This is a genomic window from Lentzea sp. (assembly GCF_035525475.1).
In the GTDB taxonomy this organism is placed as follows: Bacteria; Actinomycetota; Actinomycetes; order Mycobacteriales; family Pseudonocardiaceae; genus Lentzea.
The window spans coordinates 1-23,418 of record NZ_DATLEC010000089.1; the positions used below are offsets into that span (position 1 = coordinate 1).

The 23,418-nt window shown below is 70.5% G+C and carries 32 protein-coding genes, 1 tRNA gene and 1 pseudogene; 17 read left to right on the forward strand and 17 right to left on the reverse strand.

Translation table 11 applies throughout. The annotated features are described in order from the left end of the window. A pseudogene (locus VM306_RS15765) lies at positions 1 to 331 on the forward strand (4-hydroxyacetophenone monooxygenase); the annotation flags it as partial. Position 332: 1 nt separating this feature from the next. Here the strand turns inward: VM306_RS15765 and VM306_RS15770 are convergent. Beyond that, on the reverse strand, positions 333 to 1,367 hold the full coding sequence (locus VM306_RS15770) for a zinc-dependent alcohol dehydrogenase family protein (protein ID WP_325515734.1): 1,035 nt from the start codon (positions 1,365 to 1,367) through the stop codon (positions 333 to 335). A gap of 106 nt (positions 1,368 to 1,473) precedes the next feature. Here VM306_RS15770 and VM306_RS15775 point away from each other — a divergent pair, with 106 nt between their 5' ends. The 3 genes from VM306_RS15775 to VM306_RS15785 all read left to right on the forward strand — a co-directional run bounded on the left by VM306_RS15775 (position 1,474) and on the right by VM306_RS15785 (position 4,208). Continuing rightward, a complete protein-coding gene (locus VM306_RS15775) occupies positions 1,474 to 2,616 on the forward strand; it encodes a carboxylesterase family protein (protein WP_325515735.1) in 1,143 nt (380 codons plus the stop codon). Continuing rightward, a complete protein-coding gene (locus VM306_RS15780; RefSeq protein WP_325515736.1) occupies positions 2,613 to 3,356 on the forward strand; it encodes a class I SAM-dependent methyltransferase in 744 nt (247 codons plus the stop codon). The genes VM306_RS15775 and VM306_RS15780 overlap by 4 nt, the downstream gene beginning before the upstream one ends. A gap of 240 nt (positions 3,357 to 3,596) precedes the next feature. Next, the gene (locus VM306_RS15785; protein WP_325515737.1) at positions 3,597 to 4,208 is read left to right on the forward strand and encodes a TetR/AcrR family transcriptional regulator; all 612 of its coding nucleotides are present in this window, start codon (positions 3,597 to 3,599) and stop codon (positions 4,206 to 4,208) included. On the opposite strand, the gene VM306_RS15790 is transcribed toward VM306_RS15785, so the two are convergent. Beyond that, on the reverse strand, positions 4,205 to 4,426 hold the full coding sequence (locus VM306_RS15790) for a DUF3618 domain-containing protein (protein WP_325515738.1): 222 nt from the start codon (positions 4,424 to 4,426) through the stop codon (positions 4,205 to 4,207). The genes VM306_RS15785 and VM306_RS15790 overlap by 4 nt on opposite strands. Positions 4,427 to 4,535: 109 nt before the next feature. Here VM306_RS15790 and VM306_RS15795 point away from each other — a divergent pair. Both VM306_RS15795 and VM306_RS15800 read left to right on the forward strand, forming a co-directional pair. After that, a tRNA-Leu gene (locus VM306_RS15795) sits at positions 4,536 to 4,609 on the forward strand. Positions 4,610 to 4,767: 158 nt separating this feature from the next. Then, positions 4,768 to 5,382 (forward strand): DedA family protein, encoded by a 615-nt coding sequence (locus VM306_RS15800; protein WP_325515739.1) that lies wholly within the window; start codon positions 4,768 to 4,770, stop codon positions 5,380 to 5,382. Between the two features lie 431 nt (positions 5,383 to 5,813). Here the strand turns inward: VM306_RS15800 and VM306_RS15805 are convergent, their stop codons facing one another. Further along, entirely contained in the window at positions 5,814 to 6,923 is a 1,110-nt protein-coding gene (locus tag VM306_RS15805) for an FAD-dependent oxidoreductase (protein WP_325515740.1), read from the reverse strand. A gap of 21 nt (positions 6,924 to 6,944) precedes the next feature. Here VM306_RS15805 and VM306_RS15810 point away from each other — a divergent pair, with 21 nt between their 5' ends. From VM306_RS15810 to VM306_RS15830, 5 genes are all read left to right on the forward strand, one after another. Beyond that, entirely contained in the window at positions 6,945 to 7,679 is a 735-nt protein-coding gene (locus VM306_RS15810) for a hypothetical protein (protein WP_325515741.1), read from the forward strand. Positions 7,680 to 7,686: 7 nt separating this feature from the next. After that, a complete protein-coding gene (locus VM306_RS15815; protein ID WP_325515742.1) occupies positions 7,687 to 8,715 on the forward strand; it encodes an LLM class flavin-dependent oxidoreductase in 1,029 nt (342 codons plus the stop codon). 338 nt (positions 8,716 to 9,053) lie between these two features. Beyond that, entirely contained in the window at positions 9,054 to 9,581 is a 528-nt protein-coding gene (locus VM306_RS15820) for a hypothetical protein (protein WP_325515743.1), read from the forward strand. A 9-nt stretch (positions 9,582 to 9,590) separates the two neighbouring features. Beyond that, positions 9,591 to 10,058: a thioredoxin-dependent thiol peroxidase gene (bcp, locus tag VM306_RS15825; protein ID WP_325515744.1), complete on the forward strand. Its 468-nt coding sequence runs from the start codon at positions 9,591 to 9,593 to the stop codon at positions 10,056 to 10,058. Positions 10,059 to 10,353: 295 nt separating this feature from the next. After that, a complete protein-coding gene (locus VM306_RS15830) occupies positions 10,354 to 10,692 on the forward strand; it encodes a multidrug efflux SMR transporter (protein ID WP_325515745.1) in 339 nt (112 codons plus the stop codon). Between the two features lies 1 nt (position 10,693). On the opposite strand, the gene rdgB is transcribed toward VM306_RS15830, so the two are convergent. Together rdgB and rph are read right to left on the reverse strand one after the other, a co-directional pair. After that, a complete protein-coding gene (rdgB, locus tag VM306_RS15835) occupies positions 10,694 to 11,293 on the reverse strand; it encodes an RdgB/HAM1 family non-canonical purine NTP pyrophosphatase (RefSeq protein ID WP_325515746.1) in 600 nt (199 codons plus the stop codon). Next, positions 11,290 to 12,057, reverse strand: coding sequence for a ribonuclease PH (gene rph, locus VM306_RS15840; RefSeq protein ID WP_325515747.1), 768 nt, complete (start codon positions 12,055 to 12,057; stop codon positions 11,290 to 11,292). The genes rdgB and rph overlap by 4 nt, the downstream gene beginning before the upstream one ends. A gap of 49 nt (positions 12,058 to 12,106) precedes the next feature. Here rph and VM306_RS15845 point away from each other — a divergent pair, with 49 nt between their 5' ends. After that, positions 12,107 to 12,601 carry a DUF2231 domain-containing protein gene (locus VM306_RS15845; RefSeq protein WP_325515748.1) on the forward strand — a complete coding sequence of 165 codons (495 nt, stop codon included), beginning with the start codon at positions 12,107 to 12,109 and terminating at the stop codon, positions 12,599 to 12,601. Here the strand turns inward: VM306_RS15845 and VM306_RS15850 are convergent. From VM306_RS15850 to VM306_RS15865, 4 genes are read right to left on the reverse strand one after another with little or no spacing between them, the layout of a single operon-like run. Further along, positions 12,559 to 12,975: an OsmC family protein gene (locus VM306_RS15850; RefSeq protein ID WP_325515749.1), complete on the reverse strand. Its 417-nt coding sequence runs from the start codon at positions 12,973 to 12,975 to the stop codon at positions 12,559 to 12,561. The genes VM306_RS15845 and VM306_RS15850 overlap by 43 nt on opposite strands. Beyond that, complete coding sequence (locus VM306_RS15855; RefSeq protein WP_325515750.1) at positions 12,972 to 13,739, reverse strand: MBL fold metallo-hydrolase; 768 nt, start codon at positions 13,737 to 13,739, stop codon at positions 12,972 to 12,974. The genes VM306_RS15850 and VM306_RS15855 overlap by 4 nt, the downstream gene beginning before the upstream one ends. Position 13,740: 1 nt before the next feature. After that, entirely contained in the window at positions 13,741 to 14,490 is a 750-nt protein-coding gene (gene murI / locus VM306_RS15860) for a glutamate racemase (protein ID WP_325515787.1), read from the reverse strand. An 11-nt stretch (positions 14,491 to 14,501) separates the two neighbouring features. After that, positions 14,502 to 15,116 carry a rhomboid family intramembrane serine protease gene (locus tag VM306_RS15865; protein ID WP_325515751.1) on the reverse strand — a complete coding sequence of 205 codons (615 nt, stop codon included), beginning with the start codon at positions 15,114 to 15,116 and terminating at the stop codon, positions 14,502 to 14,504. Positions 15,117 to 15,148: 32 nt separating this feature from the next. On the opposite strand from VM306_RS15865, the gene VM306_RS15870 reads away from it, so the two are divergent. Then, on the forward strand, positions 15,149 to 16,009 hold the full coding sequence (locus VM306_RS15870) for an SMP-30/gluconolactonase/LRE family protein (protein WP_325515752.1): 861 nt from the start codon (positions 15,149 to 15,151) through the stop codon (positions 16,007 to 16,009). 130 nt (positions 16,010 to 16,139) lie between these two features. Then, entirely contained in the window at positions 16,140 to 16,706 is a 567-nt protein-coding gene (locus VM306_RS41375; protein ID WP_414672391.1) for a VOC family protein, read from the forward strand. Positions 16,707 to 16,749: 43 nt separating this feature from the next. Here the strand turns inward: VM306_RS41375 and VM306_RS15875 are convergent, their stop codons facing one another. Genes VM306_RS15875 through VM306_RS15885 form a run of 3 tightly spaced genes read right to left on the reverse strand, consistent with a single transcriptional unit; the run spans position 16,750 to position 18,419 of the window. Next, positions 16,750 to 17,700, reverse strand: a complete 951-nt coding sequence (locus VM306_RS15875; RefSeq protein WP_325515753.1) for a cysteine synthase — start codon at positions 17,698 to 17,700, stop codon at positions 16,750 to 16,752. 7 nt (positions 17,701 to 17,707) lie between these two features. Next, positions 17,708 to 17,980, reverse strand: coding sequence for a MoaD/ThiS family protein (locus tag VM306_RS15880; RefSeq protein WP_325515754.1), 273 nt, complete (start codon positions 17,978 to 17,980; stop codon positions 17,708 to 17,710). 28 nt (positions 17,981 to 18,008) lie between these two features. Further along, the gene (locus VM306_RS15885; RefSeq protein ID WP_325515755.1) at positions 18,009 to 18,419 is read right to left on the reverse strand and encodes a M67 family metallopeptidase; all 411 of its coding nucleotides are present in this window, start codon (positions 18,417 to 18,419) and stop codon (positions 18,009 to 18,011) included. A gap of 66 nt (positions 18,420 to 18,485) precedes the next feature. On the opposite strand from VM306_RS15885, the gene VM306_RS15890 reads away from it, so the two are divergent. After that, entirely contained in the window at positions 18,486 to 18,713 is a 228-nt protein-coding gene (locus VM306_RS15890; protein WP_325515756.1) for a hypothetical protein, read from the forward strand. On the opposite strand, the gene VM306_RS15895 is transcribed toward VM306_RS15890, so the two are convergent. The 4 genes from VM306_RS15895 to clpS are packed head-to-tail and all read right to left on the reverse strand — an operon-like array spanning position 18,697 to position 20,775. Beyond that, positions 18,697 to 18,996, reverse strand: a complete 300-nt coding sequence (locus VM306_RS15895) for a hypothetical protein (RefSeq protein ID WP_325515757.1) — start codon at positions 18,994 to 18,996, stop codon at positions 18,697 to 18,699. The two genes, VM306_RS15890 and VM306_RS15895, sit on opposite strands and share 17 nt — an antisense overlap. 17 nt (positions 18,997 to 19,013) lie before the next feature. Beyond that, positions 19,014 to 19,925 (reverse strand): P1 family peptidase, encoded by a 912-nt coding sequence (locus tag VM306_RS15900; protein WP_325515758.1) that lies wholly within the window; start codon positions 19,923 to 19,925, stop codon positions 19,014 to 19,016. Then, the gene (locus tag VM306_RS15905; protein WP_325515759.1) at positions 19,922 to 20,479 is read right to left on the reverse strand and encodes a DUF2017 domain-containing protein; all 558 of its coding nucleotides are present in this window, start codon (positions 20,477 to 20,479) and stop codon (positions 19,922 to 19,924) included. Before VM306_RS15905 ends, VM306_RS15900 begins: the two co-directional genes overlap by 4 nt. Continuing rightward, on the reverse strand, positions 20,476 to 20,775 hold the full coding sequence (gene clpS, locus VM306_RS15910; protein ID WP_045310228.1) for an ATP-dependent Clp protease adapter ClpS: 300 nt from the start codon (positions 20,773 to 20,775) through the stop codon (positions 20,476 to 20,478). Before clpS ends, VM306_RS15905 begins: the two co-directional genes overlap by 4 nt. Before the next feature lie 79 nt (positions 20,776 to 20,854). On the opposite strand from clpS, the gene VM306_RS15915 reads away from it, so the two are divergent. After that, entirely contained in the window at positions 20,855 to 22,138 is a 1,284-nt protein-coding gene (locus VM306_RS15915; RefSeq protein ID WP_325515760.1) for a nicotinate phosphoribosyltransferase, read from the forward strand. Position 22,139: 1 nt separating this feature from the next. Continuing rightward, on the forward strand, positions 22,140 to 22,679 hold the full coding sequence (locus VM306_RS15920; protein WP_325515761.1) for an isochorismatase family protein: 540 nt from the start codon (positions 22,140 to 22,142) through the stop codon (positions 22,677 to 22,679). Positions 22,680 to 22,688: 9 nt separating this feature from the next. On the opposite strand, the gene VM306_RS15925 is transcribed toward VM306_RS15920, so the two are convergent. Beyond that, positions 22,689 to 23,345 carry a hypothetical protein gene (locus VM306_RS15925; protein WP_325515762.1) on the reverse strand — a complete coding sequence of 219 codons (657 nt, stop codon included), beginning with the start codon at positions 23,343 to 23,345 and terminating at the stop codon, positions 22,689 to 22,691. Positions 23,346 to 23,418: the final 73 nt, after the last annotated feature.

A 23,418-nucleotide genomic window follows, 5' to 3' on the forward strand; every position in this document is an offset into this window, starting at 1 on the left:
GTTCTTCCTGCTGGGCCCCAACACCGGACTCGGGCACAACTCGGTCGTGTTCATGATCGAGTCGCAGATCCGGTACGTCTCGCAGTGCCTGAAGTTGTTGGACAAGCACCGCGCGGCGGAACTGGACGTGCGACCGGAGGCCCAGCGGGAGTTCAACCGGGAGATCCAGGGCAAGCTCACCACGGGCGTGTGGACGCAGGGCGGCTGCAAGAGCTGGTACCTCGACGCGCAGGGCGTGAACCGCACCGTGTGGCCGGGGTTCACCTGGCGGTACTGGATGCGGACCAAGCGCGTGCGCGCCGAGGACTACGTGCTGACTGCCGCCCGGTAGCTCAGGGCTTCACGATCACCTTCAGGGCGGTCCGCTCGTCCATCGCCTGGTAGCCCTGGGCGATGTCGTCGAGCGGGACCGTCCTGTCGAACACGGGACCGGGGTCGAGCCGGCCGGCGAGCACGTCGGCCAGCAGCTCCGGCAGGTAGGCCCGCGCGGGCGCGACACCGCCGCCGATGGCGATGTTGCGACCGAAGAGCTTGCCGAGCGGCAGCCCCGGCATCTCGTGCGGCACGCCGACGTAGCCGATGCGGCCGCCGTCGCGCACGATGCCCATCGCGGTCTGCCACGACTGCTCGGTGCCGACGCACTCCAGGACGCTGGACGCCCCGAGGCCACCGGTCATCTCCTTGATCCGCTCGACCGCGGCGTCACCGCGTTCGGCGACCTGGTCCGTGGCGCCGAAGAGCCTCGCGACCTTGGCGCGGTCCTCGTGGCGTCCCAGCGCGATGATCCGCTCGGCGCCCAGCCGCTTGGCCGCGAGCACACCGCACAGCCCGACCGCGCCGTCACCCACGACAGCGACGGTGCTGCCCGGCTGCACGCCGGCGCCCATCGCCGCGTGGTGGCCGGTGCCCATGACGTCGGACAGGCTCAGGAACGCGGGCAGCAGCTCGGCGGGCGCGTCCGCGGGGACCCTGACGAGAGTGCCGTCGGCCTGCGGCACGCGCACGGCCTCGCCCTGGCCGCCATCGTTGCCCTTGCTGCCCCAGAAACCGCCGTTGAGGCACGACGTCTGCAGACCGGCCTGGCAGTACGCGCAGGTGCCGTCGCTCCACACGAACGGCGCGATGACGCGGTCGCCGACGTTGACGGACCGGACCTCACCGCCGACCTCCTCGACGATGCCGAGGAACTCGTGCCCGATCCGCTGGCCGCCCTCGCGCTTGGCCACGCCCCGGTACGCCCACAGGTCGCTGCCGCAGATGCACGCGAGCTCGACCCGCACGACGACGTCCGTCGGCTCCACGACGGCCGCGTCCGGCACCTCCTCCACGCGGATGTCACGGGTGCCGTAGATCGTCGTAGCCCGCACCGGGTGCCTCCTCTGCCTCGTTGACCGGTCCCTGCATCGTGCTCCAGCCGGGCCCGTCGCGCCGAATCGAGGCGTTGTGGAATCGGTTACGCATACGATCGAGGACGTGCTGATCAACACCGATGGCCTCGCGCGAGCGCGCGGCATCCGTTACGCGACGGCCTCTCGCTTCGCCGAACCCGTTCAGCTGCCTTGGGACGGTGTGCGCGACGCCACGCGGCGCGGCCCGGCCTGCCCGCAGCCGCCGTCGTCGCTCGCCGCGGTGTTCGGCAGCTCGGTCGAGGGCCTGTCGTTCGACGAACACTGCCAGGTGCTGAGCGTGACCGCTCCCGCCGACGCCGCGGGCCTGCCCGTGATGGTCTGGTTCCACGGCGGCGCCTACGTGACCGGGAGCGGCGAGTCCACGAAGTACGACGCGTCGCTGCTGGCCGCGGAGGGCGTCGTGGTCGTCAGCGTCAGCTACCGCCTCGGCGTCCTCGGGTACCTGCGGGACAACTTGGGCCTGCTCGACCAGTTCGCCGCGCTGCGGTGGGTGCGGGACAACATCGCCGGGTTCGGCGGCGACCCGGCGAACGTGACGGCGTTCGGCCAGTCCGCGGGCGCCGACTCCGTGTTCGCGCTGATGCTCACCGACACCGAGGGGCTGTTCCACCGCGCGATCGTGCAGAGCGCGCCGCTGGGGACCCGCGGTCCCGAACGCGCCCAGCTGACGGAGGCCCTGCGCGAGTTCGTCGCCGTCGACGCCACCACGCCGGTAGACGAGGTCCTGGTGGCCCAGCAGAACGCCGCCGCCGAGGTGGGACCGCGGTTCCAGCTGTCCGGCAGCATGCCGTTCGCCCCGGTGCTGGACGGAGGCGACCTCGGCGCGGCGGCAAGTCGCGTCGAGCTGCTCATCGGGCACACGGCCGACGACGGCAGCCCGTACGTGCCGAGCCGTGAGCACTGGGAGGCCGTGACCGAGCTGATCTTCGCTGGGCCCGCCCGCGAGCTGGCGCAGGACTGGGCCGCGGCAGGCGGCCAGGTCGCCACCTACAACTTCTCGTGGCGGCCCGAGGGGGCCCCTCTGGGGGCGTGCCACTGCATGGAGCTGCCGTTCGTGTTCGACCCGGCGGCCTGGAGGGGCGCGGCGATGCTGGCGGGGCAGGAGCCGGACCCCGGACTGGCGCGGACCGTGCGGAGCACGTGGGCGGGCTTCGCGCGAAACGGGATGGACGCGCTGCCGTCGCGCTCGCTTGAATTCGGCGGATGACCGATCGCGAGCGCTTGCGCACCACGTTCGGAGAGGACGCGGCCCGGTACCACCGGGCACGTCCCACCTATCCCGCCGAGCTGTTCACGCGGCTGAGCGGCCCGCGGATCCTGGAGATCGGGCCCGGCACCGGCCAGGCCACGCTGCCGCTGACGTCGCTGGGGGACGTGACGGCGGTCGAGCTGAGCCCGTCGCTGGCCGCGGTGGCCCAGGCGCACGTCCCGGCCGCGCACGTGGTCGTGGCGGACTTCGACGTCTGGCCGCTGCCACCGGAGCCGTTCGACCTCGTCGTGTCCGCGACGGCGTTCCACTGGCTCGACCCCGCCACCCGGATGACCCGGTGCGCCGCGGCGCTGCGGCCGGGCGGCTCGCTGGCCGTGATCTCCACGCACCACGTCGCCGGCGGGACGGAGCGGTTCTTCGCCGACGTGCAGGAGATCTACGAGCGCTGGGACCCGGCCACGCCGCCCGGCCTGCGCCAGTCCACCGCCTCGGAGATCCCGTGCGAGTTCGACGAGAGCGCTCTCTTCGACGAGCCGGAGTTCCACCGGTACGAGTGGGAACAGGCCTATTCCAGCGATTCGTACGTGGACCTGCTCCTCACGTACTCGAACCACATCGCTTTGCCAGACCGGGACCGGCTGGTCGCGGACATCGCGGCGTTGATCGACACCCGGTTCGGCGGACGGATCGTCAAGCGGTACATGACCCAGCTCGCCGTCGCCCGCACCGAGGTGTGACCTGCGTTACTAACCAAGCGAGACGGCCTCTGCCCAGAAAAGCGCTTTCCCGCCGCGTTCCGTCACGTCGCCGCAGGTCAGACGCCTTGACCGCAGAACGCATCGAGCAAGAACCAACCAACCACAACACGAAGCAACAACCGGGTGCTGCTGGCCCTACGACGTGGGCAACACGCCTAGGATGTTCCGCCAAAGGGGCGGGAAGACACGCGTAGCCGTGCCCTTGCACGAGGAGGTGGCATGGCCGTGTCGACAACGGCGTTCAACGAGGGCAGGACCCCCCAGCGGGGCCGTCCTCGTGACGCCAGCAGGGACGACGCGTTACGTCAGGCAGCGCTCGAGGTGATGGCCGAGGTCGGGTACCGGGCCCTCACCATGGACGCCGTGGCGGCCCGCGCGAGAGCGGGCAAGGCCACGATCTACCGGCGCTGGGAGTCGAAGCTCGATCTGGTGATCGACACGTGCACCCAGCTCGCCACGCAGAACCTCGCGGCACCGGACACCGGCTCGCTGGCCGGGGACCTGCGCGAGTTCCTCTCGTCGTTCGCCGCGTTCCTCTCCGGACCGATCGGCAAGGCCGCGCAGGCACTCGTGGGCGAGCTGCCGCACGAACCCGAGCTGGCGACGGCGTTCCGGGAGACGTTCCTGATCTCGCAGCGCGACGTGCTGCGCGGGATCCTCGACCGGGCGGCCGACCGGGGCGAGCTCAAGGCCGACGCCCCGCGCGGCATGGCCGTCGAGATCGCGGGAGCCGCGCTCATCTACCGGCTGATGCTCACCGGTGACCCGCTCGACGAGCCGTTCGTGGAGAAGGTCGTCGAGCAGGTGCTCCTACCGTTGGTGCACGCCTAGCGGAAGAGCTTGCGCACGAGCGCGAAGCCGACCACGGCTCCGACCGCGATGAGCGTGTACTTGACCTGGGGCCGGCTCAGCACGTCGAGCACGGACGCCTTGCCCTGCTCGACGAGCTTCTGCGGGTTGGCGCGCTCGCTGAGCTCGTCCAGGGTGGCGGCCAGCGCGGTGCGAGCCTGTTCGATCTCGCGCTGGATGGTGTCGGGATCGCGAGCCACATGTCCTCCTAGCAGCGGTTCTTCCACCAACCGTAGTGGACGGCGGGCAGCGCGGCTTCGAGCGACCCGGGAGAGCCGGTGCGCAAGGGGCCGATAGGCTTCCCTGCGAGGGGTCGTAGCCCAATTGGCAGAGGCACTGGGTTTAGGTCCCAGCCAGTGGGGGTTCGAGTCCCCCCGACCTCATTGATCAGCGCGTTCGCGCCGCGGGGGTCCGCCCGCGGCGCTCGCCGCGTCCTCTGAGGACTTGTGGTTTCCCGTAAGTCCGGGGTGCGGTGAACCCCACCTCGATCCTGGGGAAAACCCCGATGTCCGCCCCTCCGGCCGTCCGTAACTTGGATGACATGAACTTGGTCGACTGGGTCACCGACCTGATGGAGACGGCCGGAGCCCCCGGAGCGGCCCTCGCCATCGCGCTGGAGAACCTGTTCCCGCCCCTGCCCAGCGAGGTCTTCCTGCCGCTGGCCGGCTTCACCGCCGGCCAGGGCAAGATGTCGCTGCTCGACGCCATCCTCTGGACCACCTTCGGCTCGGTCGCGGGCGCGGTGCTGCTCTACTGGGTGGGCGCTCTGCTGGGCCGCGACCGCGTCCGCCGCATCGCGGAGCGGATGCCGCTGGTCCGCGTGTCCGATGTGGACCGGACGGAGGCCTGGTTCCTGCGCAACGGCTACCGCGCCGTCTTCTTCGGCCGCATGGTCCCGGTGTTCCGCAGCCTGATCTCGATCCCGGCCGGTGTGGAACGCATGCGATTAGCACCGTTCCTCGCCTACACCGCCGCGGGCAGTCTGCTGTGGAACACGGCGCTGATCCTCGCGGGCTACCTGCTGGGCGACAACTGGCACCTGGTCGAGCAGTACGTGGGCCTGGCCTCGACGGCCGTCCTGGTGCTGGCGGCGGTGGCGGTCGGCGTCTTCGTGGCGGTCCGCCTCTCGAAGAGGCGCGCCGCCTCGCGCACCTGACACGTCCTGCGGCTCAGGACATCCGGAAGCCGCGTCCTCTCGCGGCGGCGAGGCACCGAACCCCGGCGCCGCACCGACCGGGTCCGCCCGCAGCGGACGGCCCTTGCACCCCCTTGAAGGAGCCCTCGCCTACGGGGCCGGACACGCCCGCGCCTCCTCGCAGGCACCGATACTGCCGGTCCCGGAAGCCGCAGCAACTCCAGCGGGACGTCACATCCAGTCCCGCCGTTCATCCCGAAGCCGACCGCCCCCGCAATCCGCTCTTGAAGGAGTTCCCACCTACGAACCCACCGCCCCAGGCCCATGTACCCAGACTGCCGACACCACGCGCCGCGCCAACTCCGGCATGACGCCCACCTCTGGTGAGCACCACGGCCAGCAGCCCTGCGCGGTTCCGCAACCACTCGTCACACGAACCCGGCGCGACCGCTCTACCGCGCGGCCGCCAGGCTCCCGATCCCCAGGTGCGACACCAGTTCCCGCACAGCACTGCGCCCGGCCCGGTTGGCACCGATCGTGCTGGCGGAAGGCCCGTACCCGACGAGGTGGATCCGCGGATCCGAGACCACCCGCGTCCCGTCGACCTGGATCCCGCCGCCGGCGGCACGGAGGTGCAAGGGCGCCAGGTGGTCGAGGTCGTGCCGGAACCCGGTGGCCCACAGGACGACGTCGGCGTCGAAGCGTCCCCCGGACGCCCACTCGACGCCGGACGGGGTGAGCCGGGAGAACATCGGCCGGCGGTCCAGCACACCGGACGCGATCGCCGCGCGCGTCTCGTCGGTCAACGCCAGCCCGGTGACGCTGACGACGCTGCGCGGGATCAGTCCCGCCCGCACGCGTTCCTCGACCATGCCGACGACCCAGCGGCCGTAGTCCTCGGTGAACGGGCCCTCCCGCCACACCGGTTCGTGACGCGTGACCCAGCGCGTCTCCGCAGCGAAAGGAGCGATCTCCATGAGCAGCTGAGTGGCCGACGCACCGCCGCCCACGACGACGACGCGCTTGCCGGCGAACGACGAGGGCCCCTGGTAGTCGGCGGTGTGCAGTTGCAGGCCCTGGAACGTCTCCTGGCCGGGGTAGTGCGGCCAGAACGGGTGCCGCCACGTGCCGGTCGCGTTGATCAGGCCGCGTGCGGTCCACACACCCTGGGAGGTCTCGACCTTCAGCAGCGGGCCGTCGTCCAGCACCTGGGTGACGTTCACCGGGCGCACCACCGGCAGGTCGTACAACGCTTCGTAGCGCGCGAAGTACGACGGGATCGCCTCGTTGGCGGGCTCGTCGGGTGAGGGCTGCTCGAACGGCATGCCGGGCAGCTCGTGGATGCCGTGCACCGTGCGCATGCGCAGGCTCGGCCAGCGGTGCAGCCACGCGCCGCCGGGAGCGTCGTTCGCGTCCAGCACCACGTGGTCGACACCGCGGCGCCGCAGGAAGTACGAGGCGGACAGGCCCGCCTGTCCCGCGCCGATCACCACCACATCCGTCACACCACGAACAACGGAAAGGAGGTGTTGGTCCTTCTCGTGGTGTGACCCACGGATCATTCGCCGCTAGGTTCCGGGGTCGTGCACCTTCTGCTCACGATGGCACTGCTGGCGGCGCCCGTTCCCACGACGACGGCCTCCTACGCGGTCTACGACCGGATCACACACCAGCTGACCGGCAGAGACGTGCACAAGCCGATCAGATCGGCCTCGCTGGTGAAGATCCTGATCGCGATCGAGCAGCTGGAGACGCGCGGCGACGACCCGCGCATCGAGCCGATGCTGCGCGTGAGCGACGACAACGCCGCGAGCGAGCTGTGGGTCGAGAACGGCTGGGACCAGCTCGTCGTGCGCACGGCCGAGCGCCTCGGGCTCGAGGACACCCGGCCGCCGGAGAAGCGCGGCATGTGGGGCTACACGGCGGTGAGCGCGCACGACGTCGTGAAGATCTACCGGTACCTGCTGGAGAAGGCGAGGCCGAAGGTCCGGTTCACGATCATGGGGCACCTGCAGCGGGCCGGGAAGTGCGCCTCGGACGGGTTCGACCAGTCGTTCGGCCTGCCGTCGGCCACGTGGTGGCCCGCGTTCAAGCAGGGCTGGTCCGGGTTCGGCGACCCGGTCAGGCCGTGCGTCGACAGGCCGCGCCCGCGCGCGCAGTGGGAGCTGGACACGAAGTCGCCGGCGATGCACACGTCCGGGACGTGCGGGCTCAGCATCGTGGCGGTGCTGACGCTGCACCCCGAGGGCACGGCCTACGACAAGGCCGCGAAACGAGTTACGCGGCTCACGGAAGAAGTCACGAAGTATCGGTGTTGATCGATGCATGAGCCGTCTCAGTGAGATCCCTCTGTCCGTTCTCGACCTCGCTCCGATCACGTCGGGTGCGGATGCGACGACCGCGCTGCGGAACTCGCGGGAGCTCGCTCAGCAGGCAGAGCGCCTCGGCTACCACCGCTACTGGTTCGCAGAGCACCACAACATGCCCGGTATCGCGTCGTCCGCGCCCGCGGTGCTGATCGGGCACATCGCGGACGCGACGTCGACGATCCGCGTCGGGTCGGGCGGCGTGATGCTGCCCAACCACGCCCCGCTGGTGGTCGCGGAGCAGTTCGGCATGCTCGAGGCCCTGCACCCCGGCCGCATCGACCTCGGCATCGGCCGCGCGCCCGGCACCGACCAGAAGACCGCGCGGGCGTTGCGCCGCACGGAGGCCGGTCTGTCCGCGGAGAACTTCCCGCAGGAGCTGACCGAGCTGATCAAGTACTTCGAGGGCACCGCCGAGCTCAACGCCGTGCCGGCCGCGGGCAACAAGCCGCCGATCTGGCTGCTCGGCTCGTCCGGCTACAGCGCGCAGGCCGCGGGTCTGCTGGGGCTGCCGTTCGCGTTCGCCCACCACTTCAGCGCGCAGAACACGTTGCCGGCGCTGGAGTTGTACCGCCGGAACTTCCGGCCGTCCGAGGTGCTGGCGGAGCCCTACGCGATGGTGTGCGCCTCGGTGATCGTGGCCGACACCGACGAGCACGCCCGCTGGGTCGCGGGCCCGGGAGCGCTCTCGTTCGTGCGGCTGCGCCAGGGCCGTCCCGGACCGCTGGAGACGCCGCAGGAGGCCGCGGACTACCCGTACACCGAGATCGACGAGCTGGTGATCGAGGACCGCATGGCCACCCAGATCATCGGATCCCCCTCAACGGTCCGCGCGGGACTCGACGAGTTGATGGAGTCGACGGCGGCCGACGAGCTCATGGTGACGACCATCGTCCACGGCCATGATGACCGTCTGCGATCGTTCGAACTGCTCAGCGAGATCGCCGAACGGACGCCGTCGCTGGGCCGTTCAGCCGCACATACGTGAGTCGGTTACGCGTGAGCTTCACGTTTTGTACGACTGCTGTTGCTCTGAACGGGTGATAATCGGCTCCGCTTGTAGCGCCGGGCGCGGAGTGGGCGATGATCGGTATGAGCGCGCACGCCCCCCGACGCGCTCCCTAGCTTCACCAGGTGGCTCCGGCCACCAGGACGGCGTGGGGCCGGCGCACTCTGTGGCGCCGCCCACGCCGCCCATCACGAGTCGGCCACGGCCCGGCACCAGGTCCGCTTCAGAGGCCTCTTTCGTTCGCCCCACCCCCTTCGGCACCGTCACAGTTGACGGCAGTCGCACACACCCACCGCCGGGGTGGGAAAGGGGAGTTCGTGAAGTTCGCCAACTCGGTCGCGGGCCTGTGCCTGGTGCTGGCCGTGGCGGGATGTGCGGGCCCCAGCGTCGCCGTCACCCCGAACGAGAACCTGACCGTCGAACAGCGAGCCGAGACGCCCAGCACGTCCGGAGCGGCCGCCTTCGGCACCCAGCGCGTGTGGGCCTCCGGCCTGTCCGTCGTGGTGTCCGCCCCCCGCTCCCTGGCGCCGTCCGAGACGGCGATCCCCCCGGCCAAGCGCACCGCGGTCTTCACGATCACCGTCTACAACGGCTCCAAGACCTCCTACCGCCCCTCCCAGCTCTCCGTGCGCGCGACGGCCGACGGCTCCCCCGCCGCCGAGCTGGTGGACTCCGTGCAGGGCCTCAACGGTCTCGCCGCGGCCGTGGCGGAGGTGCCGCCGGGCCGCGACACGCAGATCCAGCTGGCGTTCGCGGTGTCCGAGCTCCCCGCGCGGATGCAGCTGACCATCCAGCCCGGCGGACAGGGCCAGGACGCGCCCACGGTCTTCGCGGGCCAGGCCTAGTCTTTCGGCATGACCAGTCGTCTCGAACCTGGCGACACCGCGCCCGCCTTCACGCTGCCCGACAGCGAGGGCAAGCCGGTGTCCCTGTCCGACTACCTCGGCAAGTCCGTGGTCGTGTACTTCTACCCGGCCGCGAGCACGCCGGGCTGCACGAAGCAGGCCTGCGACTTCCGCGACAACCTAGGCGCCCTGGCCGGCTCCGGCTACGAGGTCGTCGGCATCTCGCCGGACAAGCAGGAGAAGCTCGCCAAGTTCCGCGACACCGAGGGCCTGAACTTCCCGCTGCTCGGAGACCCGGACAAGAAGGTCCTCGTCGAGTGGGGCGCGTTCGGCGAGAAGCAGAACTACGGCAAGACCGTCCAGGGCGTCATCCGCTCGACGTTCCTCGTGGGCCCCGACGGCAAGATCGTCAAAGCCCTGTACAACGTCCGCGCCACCGGCCACGTCGCCAAGCTCCTGCGCGAACTCCCCGGGTGACGCTCCAGCGCGATTTTTAGCGTGAAAACGGGCCGCCGCCGCACAAGGTGTGGCGGCGACCCCTTCTTCGGGTATCGTCGAGGCAGGGCGTGCACAATGCCGCCCCTTGTTCCGGTGAGGGTGATACACCGTGTGTCGCTTGACGGCACCTCGCGGCCCCGACATCCCGTCTGATTTCGTCCTGCGCGTCCACTTCCCCACGCGAGGCGGCTGACCAGGGCGTTCCGCCCCGTCAACCGTTCATCCTCAAACACGCATGCGCAACGCTGCGTGCATTTCGTGCTGGGAAAATTCAATGCTGAAGTGGATTCTGCTGACCGTCGCCGTGGGCGCGGAAGTGTTCGCGACCCTTTGTCTCAAGTACTCCGAGGGCTTCACGAAACCGTGGCCCGTCGCCGGGCTCGCCGTCGGTTTCCTCACCGCTCTGTACCTGGAGTCGCAGGTGATCAGAATGGGCCTGCCGGTCGCGATCACCTACGCGATCTGGGCGGGCGCCGGGATCGCGCTGGTCGCCCTGTCGAGCCGCGTCCTGTTCGCCGACCCGCTGAACCTGGCGATGCTGACGGGCATGGCCCTGATCGCGGCCGGCGTGTGCGTGGTGTCGGTCGCGTCCCACGCACACGCGGCAGCGTGATCTAGCCGAGTTTGCGCAGGTACGGGACCAGCAGCTTCAGGGCGCGGCCGCGGTGCGACTCCGCGTCCTTCTCCTCGGCGGTCATCTCCGCCGAGGTGATCTCGTAGCCCTCGGGCACGAAGATCGGGTCGTAGCCGAAGCCGTTGGTCCCCCGCCGCTCCCGCAGCAACGTGCCGCGCCACTCCCCGCGAACGACGACCTCTTCGCCACCGGGCACGACCATCGCCACAACCGACACGAACGCCGCGCCACGGCGCTCGTCCGGCACGTCGCCGAGCTGTCCCAGCAACAGGTCCAGGTTGGCGTCGTCGTCACCGTGCCGACCGGACCACCGGGCGGACAGAACACCCGGCATGCCGTTCAGCTCGTCCACGGCGAGCCCGGAGTCGTCGGCGACCGACACCAGTCCGGTGGCGGCAGCGGCGTCACGGGCCTTGGCCAGCGCGTTGCCCTCGAAATCGGGAGCCGTCTCCGGCGCCTCGGGAAACTCGGGCACGTCCGAGAGCGACAGCACCTCGACACCCGTCAGCTTCTCGGCCACGACGATCCGCTGCAGCTCCCGGAGCTTCTTCGCGTTGCGGGAGGCCAGCAGGACCTTCATCGCCTGCCACCGGCCTTGGGCTCCGGCAGCACGCCGGGGTACGGCTCGGCCAGCGCACGGGCCTGGATGCGGTTCAGCTCGGCGCATCCCTGCATCGCCACGTCCAGCATCCGGTCCAGAGTGGACCGGGCGAAGGTGGCGCCCTCACCGGTGCCCTGCACCTCGATCAGGGTGCCGGCGTCGGTGGCGACGACGTTCATGTCGACCTCGGCCCGCGAGTCCTCCTCGTACGGCAGGTCCAGCCGGACCCGGCCGTCCACGACACCCACCGACACCGCGGACACGGCGCAGGACAGCGGCGACGGGTCGGCCAGCCGGCCGGCCGCGCCCAGGTAGGTGACCGCGTCGGCGAGGGCGACGTACGCGCCGGTGATCGCCGCGGTGCGGGTGCCGCCGTCGGCCTGGATCACGTCGCAGTCGATGACGATGGTGTTCTCGCCCAGTGCGGCCAGGTCGATGCAGGCGCGCAACGACCGTCCGATCAGGCGCGAGATCTCGTGCGTGCGCCCGCCGATGCGGCCCTTCACCGACTCGCGGTCGCTGCGGGAGTGCGTCGCCGACGGCAGCATCGCGTACTCGGCGGTCACCCAGCCGAGACCCGAGCCCTGACGCCAGCGGGGAACGCCTTCGGTGACACTCGCGGCGCAGAGCACGCGGGTGTTCCCGAACTCGATCAGGACCGAGCCGGCGGGCCAGGTCTGGTATCCACGCGTGATTCGGATGTCACGCAACACGTCGTCGTATCGGCCATCGCTTCGCACCACGGGGCCTACCCTAATGAACCCTGCGGGGCGCCATGGCGTAGGGAGAGGCATGCTGACGATCGACGGTATTCCGCTCCACCCGTTGCTGGTGCACGCGGTGGTCGTGCTGCTGCCCCTCGCGGCGCTCAGCGCGATCGCGATCGCGCTGGTCCCGCGCTGGCGGCACAAGTACGCGTGGCCCGTTCTCGGGGTCACGCTGGCCGGTGTCGCCGCTGTTCCCATGGCCAAGCAGGCAGGTGAGGACTTCCAGGCCGCGCTCGAGCGCAACGGCGTGCAGAACCCCGCCATCCAGACCCACGCCGACCTCGGCACGACGCTGCTGCCCGTCGCGCTCGGGTTCGGGGTCGCGGTGATCGCGCTGCTGCTCGCGGGCAGGCTCGCGGATCGGGAACGCCAGGCGGAGGCACCCACCACGAAGACGTGGCGGGTGGTCTCAGTCGTGGTGTCCGTGCTGGTGGTGCTGCTCGCGATCGGGACGACGGTGCAGACCGTGCGCGCCGGTCACAGCGGCTCCGAGGCCGTCTGGAGCGGTGTGGGGAGCTGAAGCGGTGCCGTCGCCGACTGCTTCAACGTCCGCGTGACCGTGCAGAACTGCTCCACGGCACGCCGGACGACGGTCTCGAGCGCCTCCGGGTCGTCCACGCCGGACAGGTCGTACGAGAGCGTCACCGGGATGGAGATCACCTCGTTGCCGCTCTCGGACTGGACGGCGTCCGCGACCGCGGAGAGCTCGTCCGTGCCGGTGCGGCGCAGGACCAGCGTCTCGGACGTCACCAGCGCGCAGCCCGCGGCGGCCGCCACCAGCAGCTCGACCGGGCTGAACGAGCCCTCCTGGCCCTTGCGGCCGATGTGCACCGAGGCGCCTCTGTCGTTCGTCGCGACGAACTCGTGCTCGCCGACGCGCTCCACGTTGATCATGCCTGCTCCCCCACCTCGTACCGGCCGCCCTCTACGACCAGCTCACACGGTCCGCCGAAGGCCGACTTGGCCTCCTTCAGCACGTCCTCACGCGACGTCCACGGCGGTACGTGCGTGATCAGCAGCCTTCCGACGCCCGCGCGCGCCGCCAGCTCGCCCGCCTGCCGTCCCGACAGGTGCAGGTCCGGCTGGCGTTCCGGGGCGTGCGTCCAGCTCGCCTCGCTCAGCAGCACGTCCACGCCCGACGACAGGGTGTCCAGCGCCTCGCACGGTCCGCTGTCGCCGGTGTAGGCCAGGGACACGCCGCCGCAGGAGATGCGGAACCCGTAAGCCTCGCAGGGATGTGCCACCAGAGCGGACTCCACAGTGAACGGTCCGATGTGGACAGTGGAGCCCAGCGCGTGGAACGCGAAGACGTCGCTGAAGTCCAACGACGACCGTTCGGCGGCATCGGGCGCATAGGCGGCGACGAACCGCGAGGGCGCCTCGGCGGGCGCGTGGACCGGCAGCAGTCCGCCGGGCGGCGACGGGTGGTACTTCCGCGCCACGTAGAGCGAGGACACGTCGATGCAGTGGTCGGGGTGCAGGTGCGAGAGCACCATGGCGTCCATCGAGAACAGCGGGCGTTCCTCCTGGAACCGCGACAGCACTCCGTTGCCGAACTCCAGCGCCAGCGTGAACCCGTCGGCCTCCAGGAGGTACCCCGACGCCGCCGCGCCGGGTCCGGGGATGCTGCCGGAGCAGCCGAGCACGGTCAGCAGCACGTCAGCCCCACTGTTCGAAGGTCGGCAGGAACCGGGCGGCGAGCTTCGCGAACCGCTCCGGCGGACCGGTGCACGTCACGCGGTGCACGGGCGGGGCGGAGGAGAACTCGTCCCGCTCGGTCAGCAGCCGCACGACGTCCTTGACCGTCTCCTCGGCGCTCGACACCAGCGTCACGCGCTCGCCCATGACGATCTGGATCACGCCCGTCAGCAGGGGGTAGTGCGTGCAGCCGAGCACGACCGTGTCGACGTCGGCGCGCTGCAACGGCTCCAGGTAGGCCTGGGCCAGACCGAGCACCTGCCGTCCCGACGTGATGCCGCGCTCGACGAAGTCGACGAACCTCGGGCACGCCGCCGCCGTCACCGTCACGTCGCGCGCGGCCTGGAACGAGTCCTGGTAGGCGTGCGAGTTGATCGTGCCGACCGTGGCGATCACGCCGATGCGTCCGCTTCGCGTCGTCATCACCGCACGGCGCACCGCCGGGAGGATCACCTCGACCACCGGCACGTCGTAGCGCTCACGGGCGTCGCGGAAGCAGGCGGCGGACGCGGTGTTGCAGGCGATGACGAGCATCTTCGCGCCCTCGTCGACCAGCCGGTCGCAGATCTCCAGCGCGTGCTCGCGGGCCTGCGCGATCGGCAGCGGCCCGTACGGACCGTTGGCCGTGTCGCCGATGTAGTGGATCGACTCGCCCGGCAACTGGTCCATGATCGCGCGGGCGACCGTGAGGCCTCCGACGCCCGAGTCCATGATCCCGATCGTCACGCGGAGAATGTAGCCGGTGCACTGCTCCTGCGGTTGTCGCGAGAAACACCCCAGGCGGCGATGACTCCACCGATTGCGCCGAACAGGTGGCCCTCCCACGACACGCCCGGCTGTCCCGGCAGGACACCCCACAAGGCCGCGCCGTACAACGCGAACACGCCGACGGCGATGACGAGCTGAAGCCACGACCGCGCGAAGAGCCCGCGCACGAGCAGGAACGCGAGGAACCCGAACACCAGCCCGGACGCGCCGATGTGGCTGCCGGGGCTGCCGAACACCCACACACCCAGCGCGGAGGCCAGCCAGACAACCGCGGTGACCTGGAAGAACTGCTTCAGCCCGCCCGAGCTCGCGAGGAAACCGAGCAGCAGCAACGGAACCGCGTTGCCGGTGAGGTGGCTCCAGTCGCCGTGGATCAACGGCATCCACAGCACGTTGTCCCACTCGCCGAAGTCGCGCGGCCGCACGCCGTCGTCCTCCAGCGAGCCGCCGGTCGTCACGTCGAAGACCTCGACGGCGTAGAGGAAGCCGACGAACCCGGCCACGACGAGCAGCGACAGCACGGGGTGCGGCGGGATGACCCGTTTCGCGAGGGCGGCGGTGCGGTCCACCTCTCCAGAGTACGTGCACATAAGGTGATCGGGTGTCGATTGAGGTAGCGGTACGTGCATCGGCCCAGCTCGGCGAGGGCCCGACGTGGGACCACAGCAGTTCCACGTTGCTGTGGGTGGACATCCTCGCCTCCGAGGTGCACCGCTACGCACCGGCGCGCGACGACGACGCAGTGCTCGTGGTGCCCCAGCACGTGGGCGCAGCCAAGCCGCGCGCGCACGGCGGCATCGTCTGCAACCTGCGCGACGGCATCGCACTGATCGACCGCGACGGCGAGAAGAGCTGGCTCGTCTACTGGGCGCGCGAGGGCGTGCGCGGCAACGACGCGGGCATCGACCCTTCAGGACGGTTGTGGGCAGGCACCATGCGCTACGACCAGGCCGCCGACGAGGGCTGGCTGGCGCGGGTCACCGGCGAGGGCGCCGCGAAGGTGGTGCTGGACAGGGTGAACACGAGCAACGGCGTCGGCTGGAGCCCCGACGCGAAGCTCATGTACTTCATCGACACCCCGACCCGCCGCATCGACGTCCTCGACTTCGACAACTCCGACGGCACGGTCGCGAACCGCCGCCCGTTCGCCCACGTCGGCAACACCGACGGCTGGCCGGACGGGCTGTGCGTCGACGCCGACGGGTGCGTGTGGGTCGCGCTGTGGGGCGGCCACGCCGTGCGCCGCTACACGCCGGCCGGTGAGCTGGACCGCGAGATCACGCTGCCCGTCGACAACCCGACCGCGTGCTGCTTCGGCGGGGACGACTTCACGGACCTCTACGTCACTTCCGCGCGGGCCGGGCTGTCCGACCAGGCGTTGGTGGACCGGCAGCTGAACGGGTCGGTGCTGGTGCTGCCCGGCTTGGGCGTGGGGCTGCCGGGCGTCGCCTTCGCGGGGTGAGGCCGGGGCGAAGTTCCTCGGCGCGGTTCTGATCAGTGAGGCCACCAGGTCGGGATTCGGCTCCCTGCCCGGTTCGGGCGCGGAGCTGCCTGGTGCAGGTGCGGTGCGGCGTGAGTGCGGTGCGGCCTGGGTGCGACCCGGCCTGGCGCGAGATCGCCGCTATCCAGGACCGGACCAGACCTATCTCGTACCTGACGTCGCTGTTCGAACCCGACATCGGCGAAAGGACCGAGATGCCCGAGCAGAACACCGCCGCGCCGCAGGGCTACACCACCGTTGCGCCCTGTTCGTCGCCGACGCGGACGAGGCGTTCTCGCAAGCCGTCGCAGCCGGCGGCCGTGTCGTCACCCCTCTGGCGGACAACGCGTTCGGACAGCGCGGAGGGCGTGTCAAGGACCCCTTCGGCAACATCTGGTGGGTGGTCAGCTGCGTTGAGGACGTCTCCGAGGACGAGATGTGGAAGCGGCTGCAGGACCCGTACACGCCGAGAACATGCGTGTGGCCCAGGCGACGCTTGACGCCGAGCTCAGCGGCCGGCGCCATGGACGCAGCAGCGCGCCCGTCAAGACCACCGGCGGCCGACGACTATCGGCAGACCGCGGTAGCCGCCGGGCGGGGCACGCGGCCGAGCCGCTGCCCGGCCCAGGCGGCCCCGGCCGGCGGACCGCCGGGATCGACGGCCACGCCCTCCCCCTGACAAGCTCACCAGGCCGCAGCAGCGCCCCGGCAGGAGCGCCGGGCTAAGCCCAGAGGTGGCCGTCGAGCCTGGCCGCCGCCTCGTCCAACGTCCCCGCGTAGGCGCCGGTGGACAGGTACTTCCACCCCGCGTCCGCCACGATGAACACGATGTCCGCGGCCTTGCCCGCCACCTCGGCCTTCTGCGCCACGGCCAGCGCGGCGTGCAGGATCGCGCCCGTCGAGATGCCCGCGAAGATGCCCTCGGTCTCCAGCAGCTGACGGGTGCGGCGCAGCGCGTCGTACGACCCGACCGAGTACCGGCCGGTCAGCACCGACTCGTCGTACAGCTCCGGCACGAAGCCCTCGTCGAGGTTGCGCAGGCCGTAGACCAGCTCGCCGTACCGGGGTTCGGCGGCGATGATCTGCACGTCCGGCTTGGCCTCGCGCAGGAACCTGCCGACGCCCACCAGCGTGCCCGTCGTGCCCAGGCCCGCCACGAAGTGCGTGATCGTCGGCAGGTCGGCGAGGATCTCCGGGCCGGTGCCGCGGAAGTGCGCCTCCGCGTTCGCCGGGTTCCCGTACTGGTAGAGCATCACCCAGTCCGGGTTCTGCTTCGCGATCTCCTTCGCCGTGGCCACGGCCTGGTTCGACCCGCCCGCGGCGGGCGAGAACACGATGCGCGCGCCGTAGGCCTGCAGCAGCTGCTTGCGTTCGGTCGAGGTGTTCTCCGGCATCACGCACACCAGGCCGTAGCCCTTGAGCTTCGCGGCCATGGCGAGCGAGATGCCGGTGTTGCCGGACGTCGGCTCCAGGATCGTCGCGCCGGGACGCAGCACGCCGTCCCGCTCCGCCGCCTCGATCATGGCCAGCGCCGGCCGGTCCTTGATCGAGCCGGTCGGGTTGCGGTCCTCGAGCTTCGCCCAGATGCGCACGTTCTCGGACGGCGCCAGGCGCGGCAGGCCCACCATCGGCGTTCCGCCGAGCGCGTCCAGGAGCGAGTCGTAGCGGGTCACGGCGGGATCAGCCGCCCGCGACGGCCGGGAGGATGGTGACGTTGTCGCCGTCCTTCACCGGGGCGGTCAGGCCACCGGCGAAGCGCACGTCCTCGTCGTTGACGTAGACGTTGACGAAGCGGTGCAGCGCGCCTTCCTTGACCAGGCGGGCCTTGAGGCCGCCGTGGTTGTTCTCCAGGTCGTCGATGACCTCGGCGAGCGTCGCGCCGGTGGCGGACACCGACTTCTCGCCCCCGGTGTGGGTGCGCAGGATGGTCGGGATCGACACGGTGACGGCCATGATGGTTCTACCTCCGCAGAAACGTAACTCAGGATTCGATGATCTTGACCGGTTCCTCGGTCACGACACCGTCGACGATGCGGTACGACCGCAGCTCGTGCTCGATCGGGTCACGCGTCGAGACCAGCACGTAGTGGGCCTCCGGCTCGCCCGCGAACGAGATGTCGGTGCGGGACGGGTACGCCTCCGTCGCGGTGTGCGAGTGGTAGATGACCACCGGCACCTCGTCGTTCGCGTCCATCTCGCGCCACACCTTGAGCTGCTCGGCGGCGTCGAACCGGTAGAACGTGGGCGACCGCTCCGCGTTCTCCATTTCGATGAACCGCTCGGGACGGTCGGACCCGTACGGCCCGGCGATCACCCCGCACGCCTCGTCGGGATGGTCGCGGCGCGCGTGGGCCACCATCGCGTCCACCAGGTCACGGCGAATCACCAGCACGCGCTCAATCCTACGGGCTGGCAGGAGTTGTCTCGGTATGCGAGATACCACGTACTCGGCGACCCGGTGCGCAGGCGGATCCTGGACTGCTCGCCGGTGGTGAGCGGGCGTCCGGGGACGTCGGCGCGGCGGTCCAGGCCGAGTTCGGGATCACCCGGCACGGCGGTCTCGCCGCACCTGAGGGTGTCGCGCTCGACCTGGTTCCTGCCGATCACAGAAGACCTGCGGGTCGGCGGCTTCTACCAGGTCGAGCGCAACATCGACAACTTCAAGGCGTTCATCGACGCCTGCTGAGCACCACCACGAGGTAGAGGGCCAGCAACGCCACGCCGCGCCGCCGCTGCGCCTGGTCGAGGCCGCGCCACGCGGCCAGCTCCGCCCAGGTCGCGAACGGGGTGGCGGCGACGCCGAGCTTCATCAGCACCTTCCCCAGCCCCGGTGGCACGAGGAACGACGCGATGAACAACCCGGCGGGCGCGACCACCGCCACTTCCCTGCCGGGGACCTCACGCCGGGACACACCGGGTGGGACGAGCTCGGACACGACACCTGCTGCCTGATCGATGACATCCGCCATGACCGGGGGCTACCCACTCAGAGGTCGCGGAAAGCAACCACGCCGTTCAACGTCGTCGCCTCGCGCGCACCGGACACCACGGCCTCGGCGAACACGTCGGCCGCGGCGGCGCACAGCGCGTCCAACGCGAACGCACGCGGCTCCGCCAGCGGCACGGCACCAGTGGCCAGCGCGAACACTGTGTCGCCGTCGAACATCGAATGCGCCGGCCGCACCGCGCGGGCCAGGCCGTCCTGCGCGGCCATCGCGAGCCGCTGACACTCCGCTTTGGACAGCTCCGCGTCCACCGCGACCACGCCGATCGTGGTGTTGAGGCCCTCGGGCTTGCGTTCGGGCAACGCGACGGCGGTCGTCCCCAACGAGGGCAGCCACGGCAGGCCGGACGCGCGGTCGACGACCTCGCCGGCGGCGTTCACCACGGCCAACGCTCCGACCTGGTGCGCTCCGACGGTTGCCGAGGCGACGCCGACGCCGCCCTTGAGCGATCCGACCCGCGCACCGGCACCCGCGCCGACGCAGCCCAGGTCGAAGTCGGCGGAGGCCGCCTCGCAGGCCGCGTGGCCGAACGACGCGTCCGGCCGGTTGCCCCAGTCCGACATGGGCAGGTCGAAGATCACGGCACCCGGCACGATCGGCACGACGTGGTGCGGCTCAGCACCCACCTGGAAGCCGATCGAACGTTCCGACAGCCAGCGCATGACGCCGTCGGCCGCCGCGAGCCCGTACGCCGAGCCACCGCTCAAACAGATCGCGTGCACCTGCTGGACCAGGTTCGCCGGGTCCAGCAGGTCGGTCTCGCGGGTGCCGGGAGCGCCGCCGCGTCCGTCGACGGCACCCACGGCTCCGGAGGGCACGAGCACCACGGTCGTGCCCGTGGCCCAGCCCGGTTCGACGCGGTGGTGGTGACCGACGAGAACGCCGGGGATCACGGCATCATCGCCTCGACCAGGGTGTCCTGCACCCACGTCAGCCAGTGGTAGACGCCGAGGTGCGGCGAGCGCGGGTCCTCCGGCGGCAGCTCGTCCGGCATGTCCTCGGTCACGTCCAGCGCGGTCCCCAGTGCCAGGCGCACGTCGTTCAACGACGAGAGCCACGCCTCGGCCTCGCCGATCGTCAGCCGGATCTCGCCACCGTCGGGTGAGCAGGTCTGCAGCACCGTCTCTGCCGCGCCGGTCTTGTGGTCCAGGAGCTCGGGCTCGTGCAGGGAGCGCAACGCCCCGGCGGAGTTCACCTCGTCCGGGTCGGGCGCGTCGTCGTCCAGCCGGTGGAAGTCCGGGAGCAGCCGGCCGAGGATCGGGTCGTCGGGAGCCTCCGACGAGCCGGTTCTGATGCCGGTCAGCTCGGCGAGCTCGTCCTGCGGGGTCTCCTCGGCGCGGGCCAGCAGCATGTCCTGGATCTGGCTGACCAGACCGCGCACGACCGCGGCCTCCTGCTGGTCGAGCCGCCCGATGACGACGTCACCGTCGCGGATCCAGCGCTTCACGAGGCCCGCTGCATGGTCGCCCAGAGCCCTGCCGCGTGGAGCTTCGCCACGTCGGCCTCCACCTTGTCCTTGGTGCCCGATGTCACGATCGCCTTGCCCTTGTGGTGCACGTCGAGCATCAGCTTGGTCGCCTTGTCCCTGCTGAAGCCGAACAACTTCTGGAACACGTAGGTCACGTACGACATGAGGTTGACCGGGTCGTTCCAGACCACGGTCTGCCAAGGCCGGTCCTCCGCGGCGATCTCCTCGCCGACGGCCTCTGGCTGCGTCCGTTCCTGTTCGACGGGCGTGGTCATACCGCCAATGGTGTCATGTTCGCCGCAGTGGCGGAGACCGCATGCGGCTAAACCGGATGCGACCTTAGGGTTGGCGACCATGGACTCGACGGCGTTGCTGACCGACCACTACGAGCTCACCATGCTCGCGGCCGCGCTGCGTGACGGTGCTGGTGACCGTCCGTGCGTGTTCGAGGTCTTCGCCCGCAGACTGCCCGACGGGCGCCGCTACGGCGTCGTCGCGGGCGTGAACAGGCTGCTCGAAGCGATTGGGAACTTCCGCTTCGGCGAGGAGGAGATCGACCAGCTGCGCCGCAACGCCGTGGTCGACGATTCGACTTTGGAATGGCTCGCGAACTACCGGTTCTCCGGTGAGATCGACGGCTACCCGGAGGGCGAGCTCTACTTCCCCGGATCCCCGGTGCTGACGGTCAGGGCGTCGTTCGCGGAGGGGGTCGTGCTGGAGACGCTCGTGCTCTCGATCCTCAACCACGACAGCGCGATCGCGTCCGCCGCCGCTCGCATGGTGACCGCCGCCAACGGCCGTCACATGATCGAGATGGGCTCCCGGCGCACGCACGAGGAAGCCGCCGTGGCGTGCGCCCGCGCGGCGTACCTGGCGGGCTTCAACGCGACCTCCAACCTCGAGGCGGGCCGCCGCCACGGCATCCCGACGGCCGGCACGTGCGCGCACGCGTTCACGTTGCTGCACGACACCGAGGAAGAAGCGTTCCGCAGCCAGGTCGAGGCGCTGGGAGTCGGCACGACGTTGCTGGTCGACACCTACGACATCACCGAGGGCATCAAGACGGCCGTCGCCGTCGCGGGCCCCGAGCTGGGCGCGATCCGGATCGACTCGGGTGATCTCGGCATCATGGCCAGGCAGGCGCGCGACCAGCTCGACTCGCTGGGAGCCCGCAACACCCGCATCGTCGTGTCCAGCGACCTCGACGAGTACGCGATCGCCGCCCTGCGCGCCGAGCCCGTGGACGCCTACGGCGTCGGCACGTCCGTCGTGACCGGCTCCGGCGCGCCGACCGCGGGCATGGTCTACAAGCTGGTCGAGGTCGACGGCAGGCACGTCGAGAAGCGCAGCACGTCCAAGCAGTCGCGCGGCGGCTGGAAGAAGGCGTTGCGGCGGCACAAGGACACCGGCACGGCGCTGGAGGAGGTCGTGTTCCAGGCGTCGGCCGAACCGGAGCTCGGTGAACATGACAGGCTCGTGCAGATCCCGCTGATGCGAGGCGGGCAGGTCGCCGACGAGGTCCCCACGCTGGAGCAGAACCGCGAACGCCTGCGCGCGGCACTGGTGAGCGTGCCGTGGGAAGGCCTCAAGCTCTCGCGCGGCGAGCCCGCGATTCCGACGATGTACCTGGAAGGCTGACATGACGAAGGCGCTGATCGTCGTGGACGTGCAGAACGACTTCTGCGAGGGCGGCTCACTGGCCGTCGCCGGGGGTGCCGCCGTCGCGGCGGCCATCTCGCGGCACATCGCCGCGTCGGCGTACGACCACGTCGTGGCGACGCGGGACTACCACGTCGACCCGGGCGACCACTTCTCGCTGACGCCGGACTTCATCGACTCCTGGCCGGTGCACTGCGTGGCGGGCTCGCCCGGCGCGTCGTTCCACCCCGAGCTCGACGTGTCCGGGATCGAGCAGGTCTTCTCGAAGGGCCGGTTCGCCGCCGCCTACTCGGGTTTCGAGGCGGAGAACGACCTCGCGGGGTGGCTGACGGCCAAGGGTGTGACCGAGGTGGACGTCGTGGGCATCGCGACCGACCACTGCGTGCGCGCCACGGCGCTGGACGCGCACCGGAACGGGTTCCGCACGAGGGTGCTCGTCGACCTCACGGCGGCAGTCGCCCCGACGACCCGCGACGCCGCCGTCGAAGAGCTGCTCGCCGCGGGTGTCGTCGTCGCCTGAGGCCGTTCCCTACGGCGTCGGCGAGCAGGCCGTGCTGCCGACGGTGATGCTGCCCGTGTAGCCGGACGACGGTTCGAACGTGATCCTCAGCAGGGTCATGGCGAGGCCGCCGTCGTTCGGCTCCGGGAACACCGTGTCGGTGAACTTGGCCCTGGCCAGCACGGTTCCGCTGGCCGCCTTGATCTCGTGCACGTAGCCGGCCGGGATCTCCTGCGGCAGCCCCGTCCAGCCCGCCATGCCCTTGAGCTCCCAGTCCGCCCGCGTGCCCTTGTCGTCGGCGTCGCAGGTGACCGTCCACTCGGCGATCTTGAGACGGGGCCCCTTCTGAGCGGTGAGCGCGGACAGCTCGAAGCCGGTGCCCCTGGCGGAGGACTTCGTCCTCGTCAGGAACTCGTCCGGGTTCACGACCTCGGTCGTGCACGTCGACGACGTCTCACCGATCTTGAGCCCGGTCCTGCTCACGGCAGGGCTGGAGCCGGTGACGGTGCCCGCCGCGTCCGGGTTGACGGTGCACACCGCGAGCGGCTCGACCTTGAAGGTCTGGGTGCCCTTCGCGAAGTCCGCGGAGCCCGCGGAGGCGGTGCCGGGCGAGTTGGCCGCGAGCGCGGGGGCCGCGGTCGCGAACGTCAGCGCGACCGCGGCGCCTGCGATCAAACTCTTGCGCACTGGTGCCCCTGTTGCTCGAATTCCCACCTTCCGATAATGGTTGTGCGGAATGGCGCCGTTGACGACTCGGCGG

What these genes read in the sequence shown, in the direction of transcription:
- VM306_RS15780 (WP_325515736.1), top strand. Translation starts at nt 2,613, where the DNA reads ATGACCGATCGCGAGCGCTTGCGCACCACGTTCGGAGAGGACGCGGCC.
- VM306_RS15785 (WP_325515737.1), top strand. Translation starts at nt 3,597, where the DNA reads ATGGCCGTGTCGACAACGGCGTTCAACGAGGGCAGGACCCCCCAGCGG.
- VM306_RS15800 (WP_325515739.1), top strand. Translation starts at nt 4,768, where the DNA reads ATGAACTTGGTCGACTGGGTCACCGACCTGATGGAGACGGCCGGAGCC.
- VM306_RS15805 (WP_325515740.1), bottom strand. Translation starts at nt 6,923, where the DNA reads ATGATCCGTGGGTCACACCACGAGAAGGACCAACACCTCCTTTCCGTT.
- VM306_RS15815 (WP_325515742.1), top strand. Translation starts at nt 7,687, where the DNA reads ATGAGCCGTCTCAGTGAGATCCCTCTGTCCGTTCTCGACCTCGCTCCG.
- bcp (WP_325515744.1), top strand. Translation starts at nt 9,591, where the DNA reads ATGACCAGTCGTCTCGAACCTGGCGACACCGCGCCCGCCTTCACGCTG.
- VM306_RS15830 (WP_325515745.1), top strand. Translation starts at nt 10,354, where the DNA reads ATGCTGAAGTGGATTCTGCTGACCGTCGCCGTGGGCGCGGAAGTGTTC.
- rdgB (WP_325515746.1), bottom strand. Translation starts at nt 11,293, where the DNA reads ATGAAGGTCCTGCTGGCCTCCCGCAACGCGAAGAAGCTCCGGGAGCTG.
- VM306_RS15845 (WP_325515748.1), top strand. Translation starts at nt 12,107, where the DNA reads ATGCTGACGATCGACGGTATTCCGCTCCACCCGTTGCTGGTGCACGCG.
- VM306_RS15850 (WP_325515749.1), bottom strand. Translation starts at nt 12,975, where the DNA reads ATGATCAACGTGGAGCGCGTCGGCGAGCACGAGTTCGTCGCGACGAAC.
- murI (WP_325515787.1), bottom strand. Translation starts at nt 14,490, where the DNA reads ATGGACTCGGGCGTCGGAGGCCTCACGGTCGCCCGCGCGATCATGGAC.
- VM306_RS15880 (WP_325515754.1), bottom strand. Translation starts at nt 17,980, where the DNA reads ATGGCCGTCACCGTGTCGATCCCGACCATCCTGCGCACCCACACCGGG.
- VM306_RS15895 (WP_325515757.1), bottom strand. Translation starts at nt 18,996, where the DNA reads ATGGCGGATGTCATCGATCAGGCAGCAGGTGTCGTGTCCGAGCTCGTC.
- clpS (WP_045310228.1), bottom strand. Translation starts at nt 20,775, where the DNA reads ATGACCACGCCCGTCGAACAGGAACGGACGCAGCCAGAGGCCGTCGGC.
- VM306_RS15915 (WP_325515760.1), top strand. Translation starts at nt 20,855, where the DNA reads ATGGACTCGACGGCGTTGCTGACCGACCACTACGAGCTCACCATGCTC.
- VM306_RS15920 (WP_325515761.1), top strand. Translation starts at nt 22,140, where the DNA reads ATGACGAAGGCGCTGATCGTCGTGGACGTGCAGAACGACTTCTGCGAG.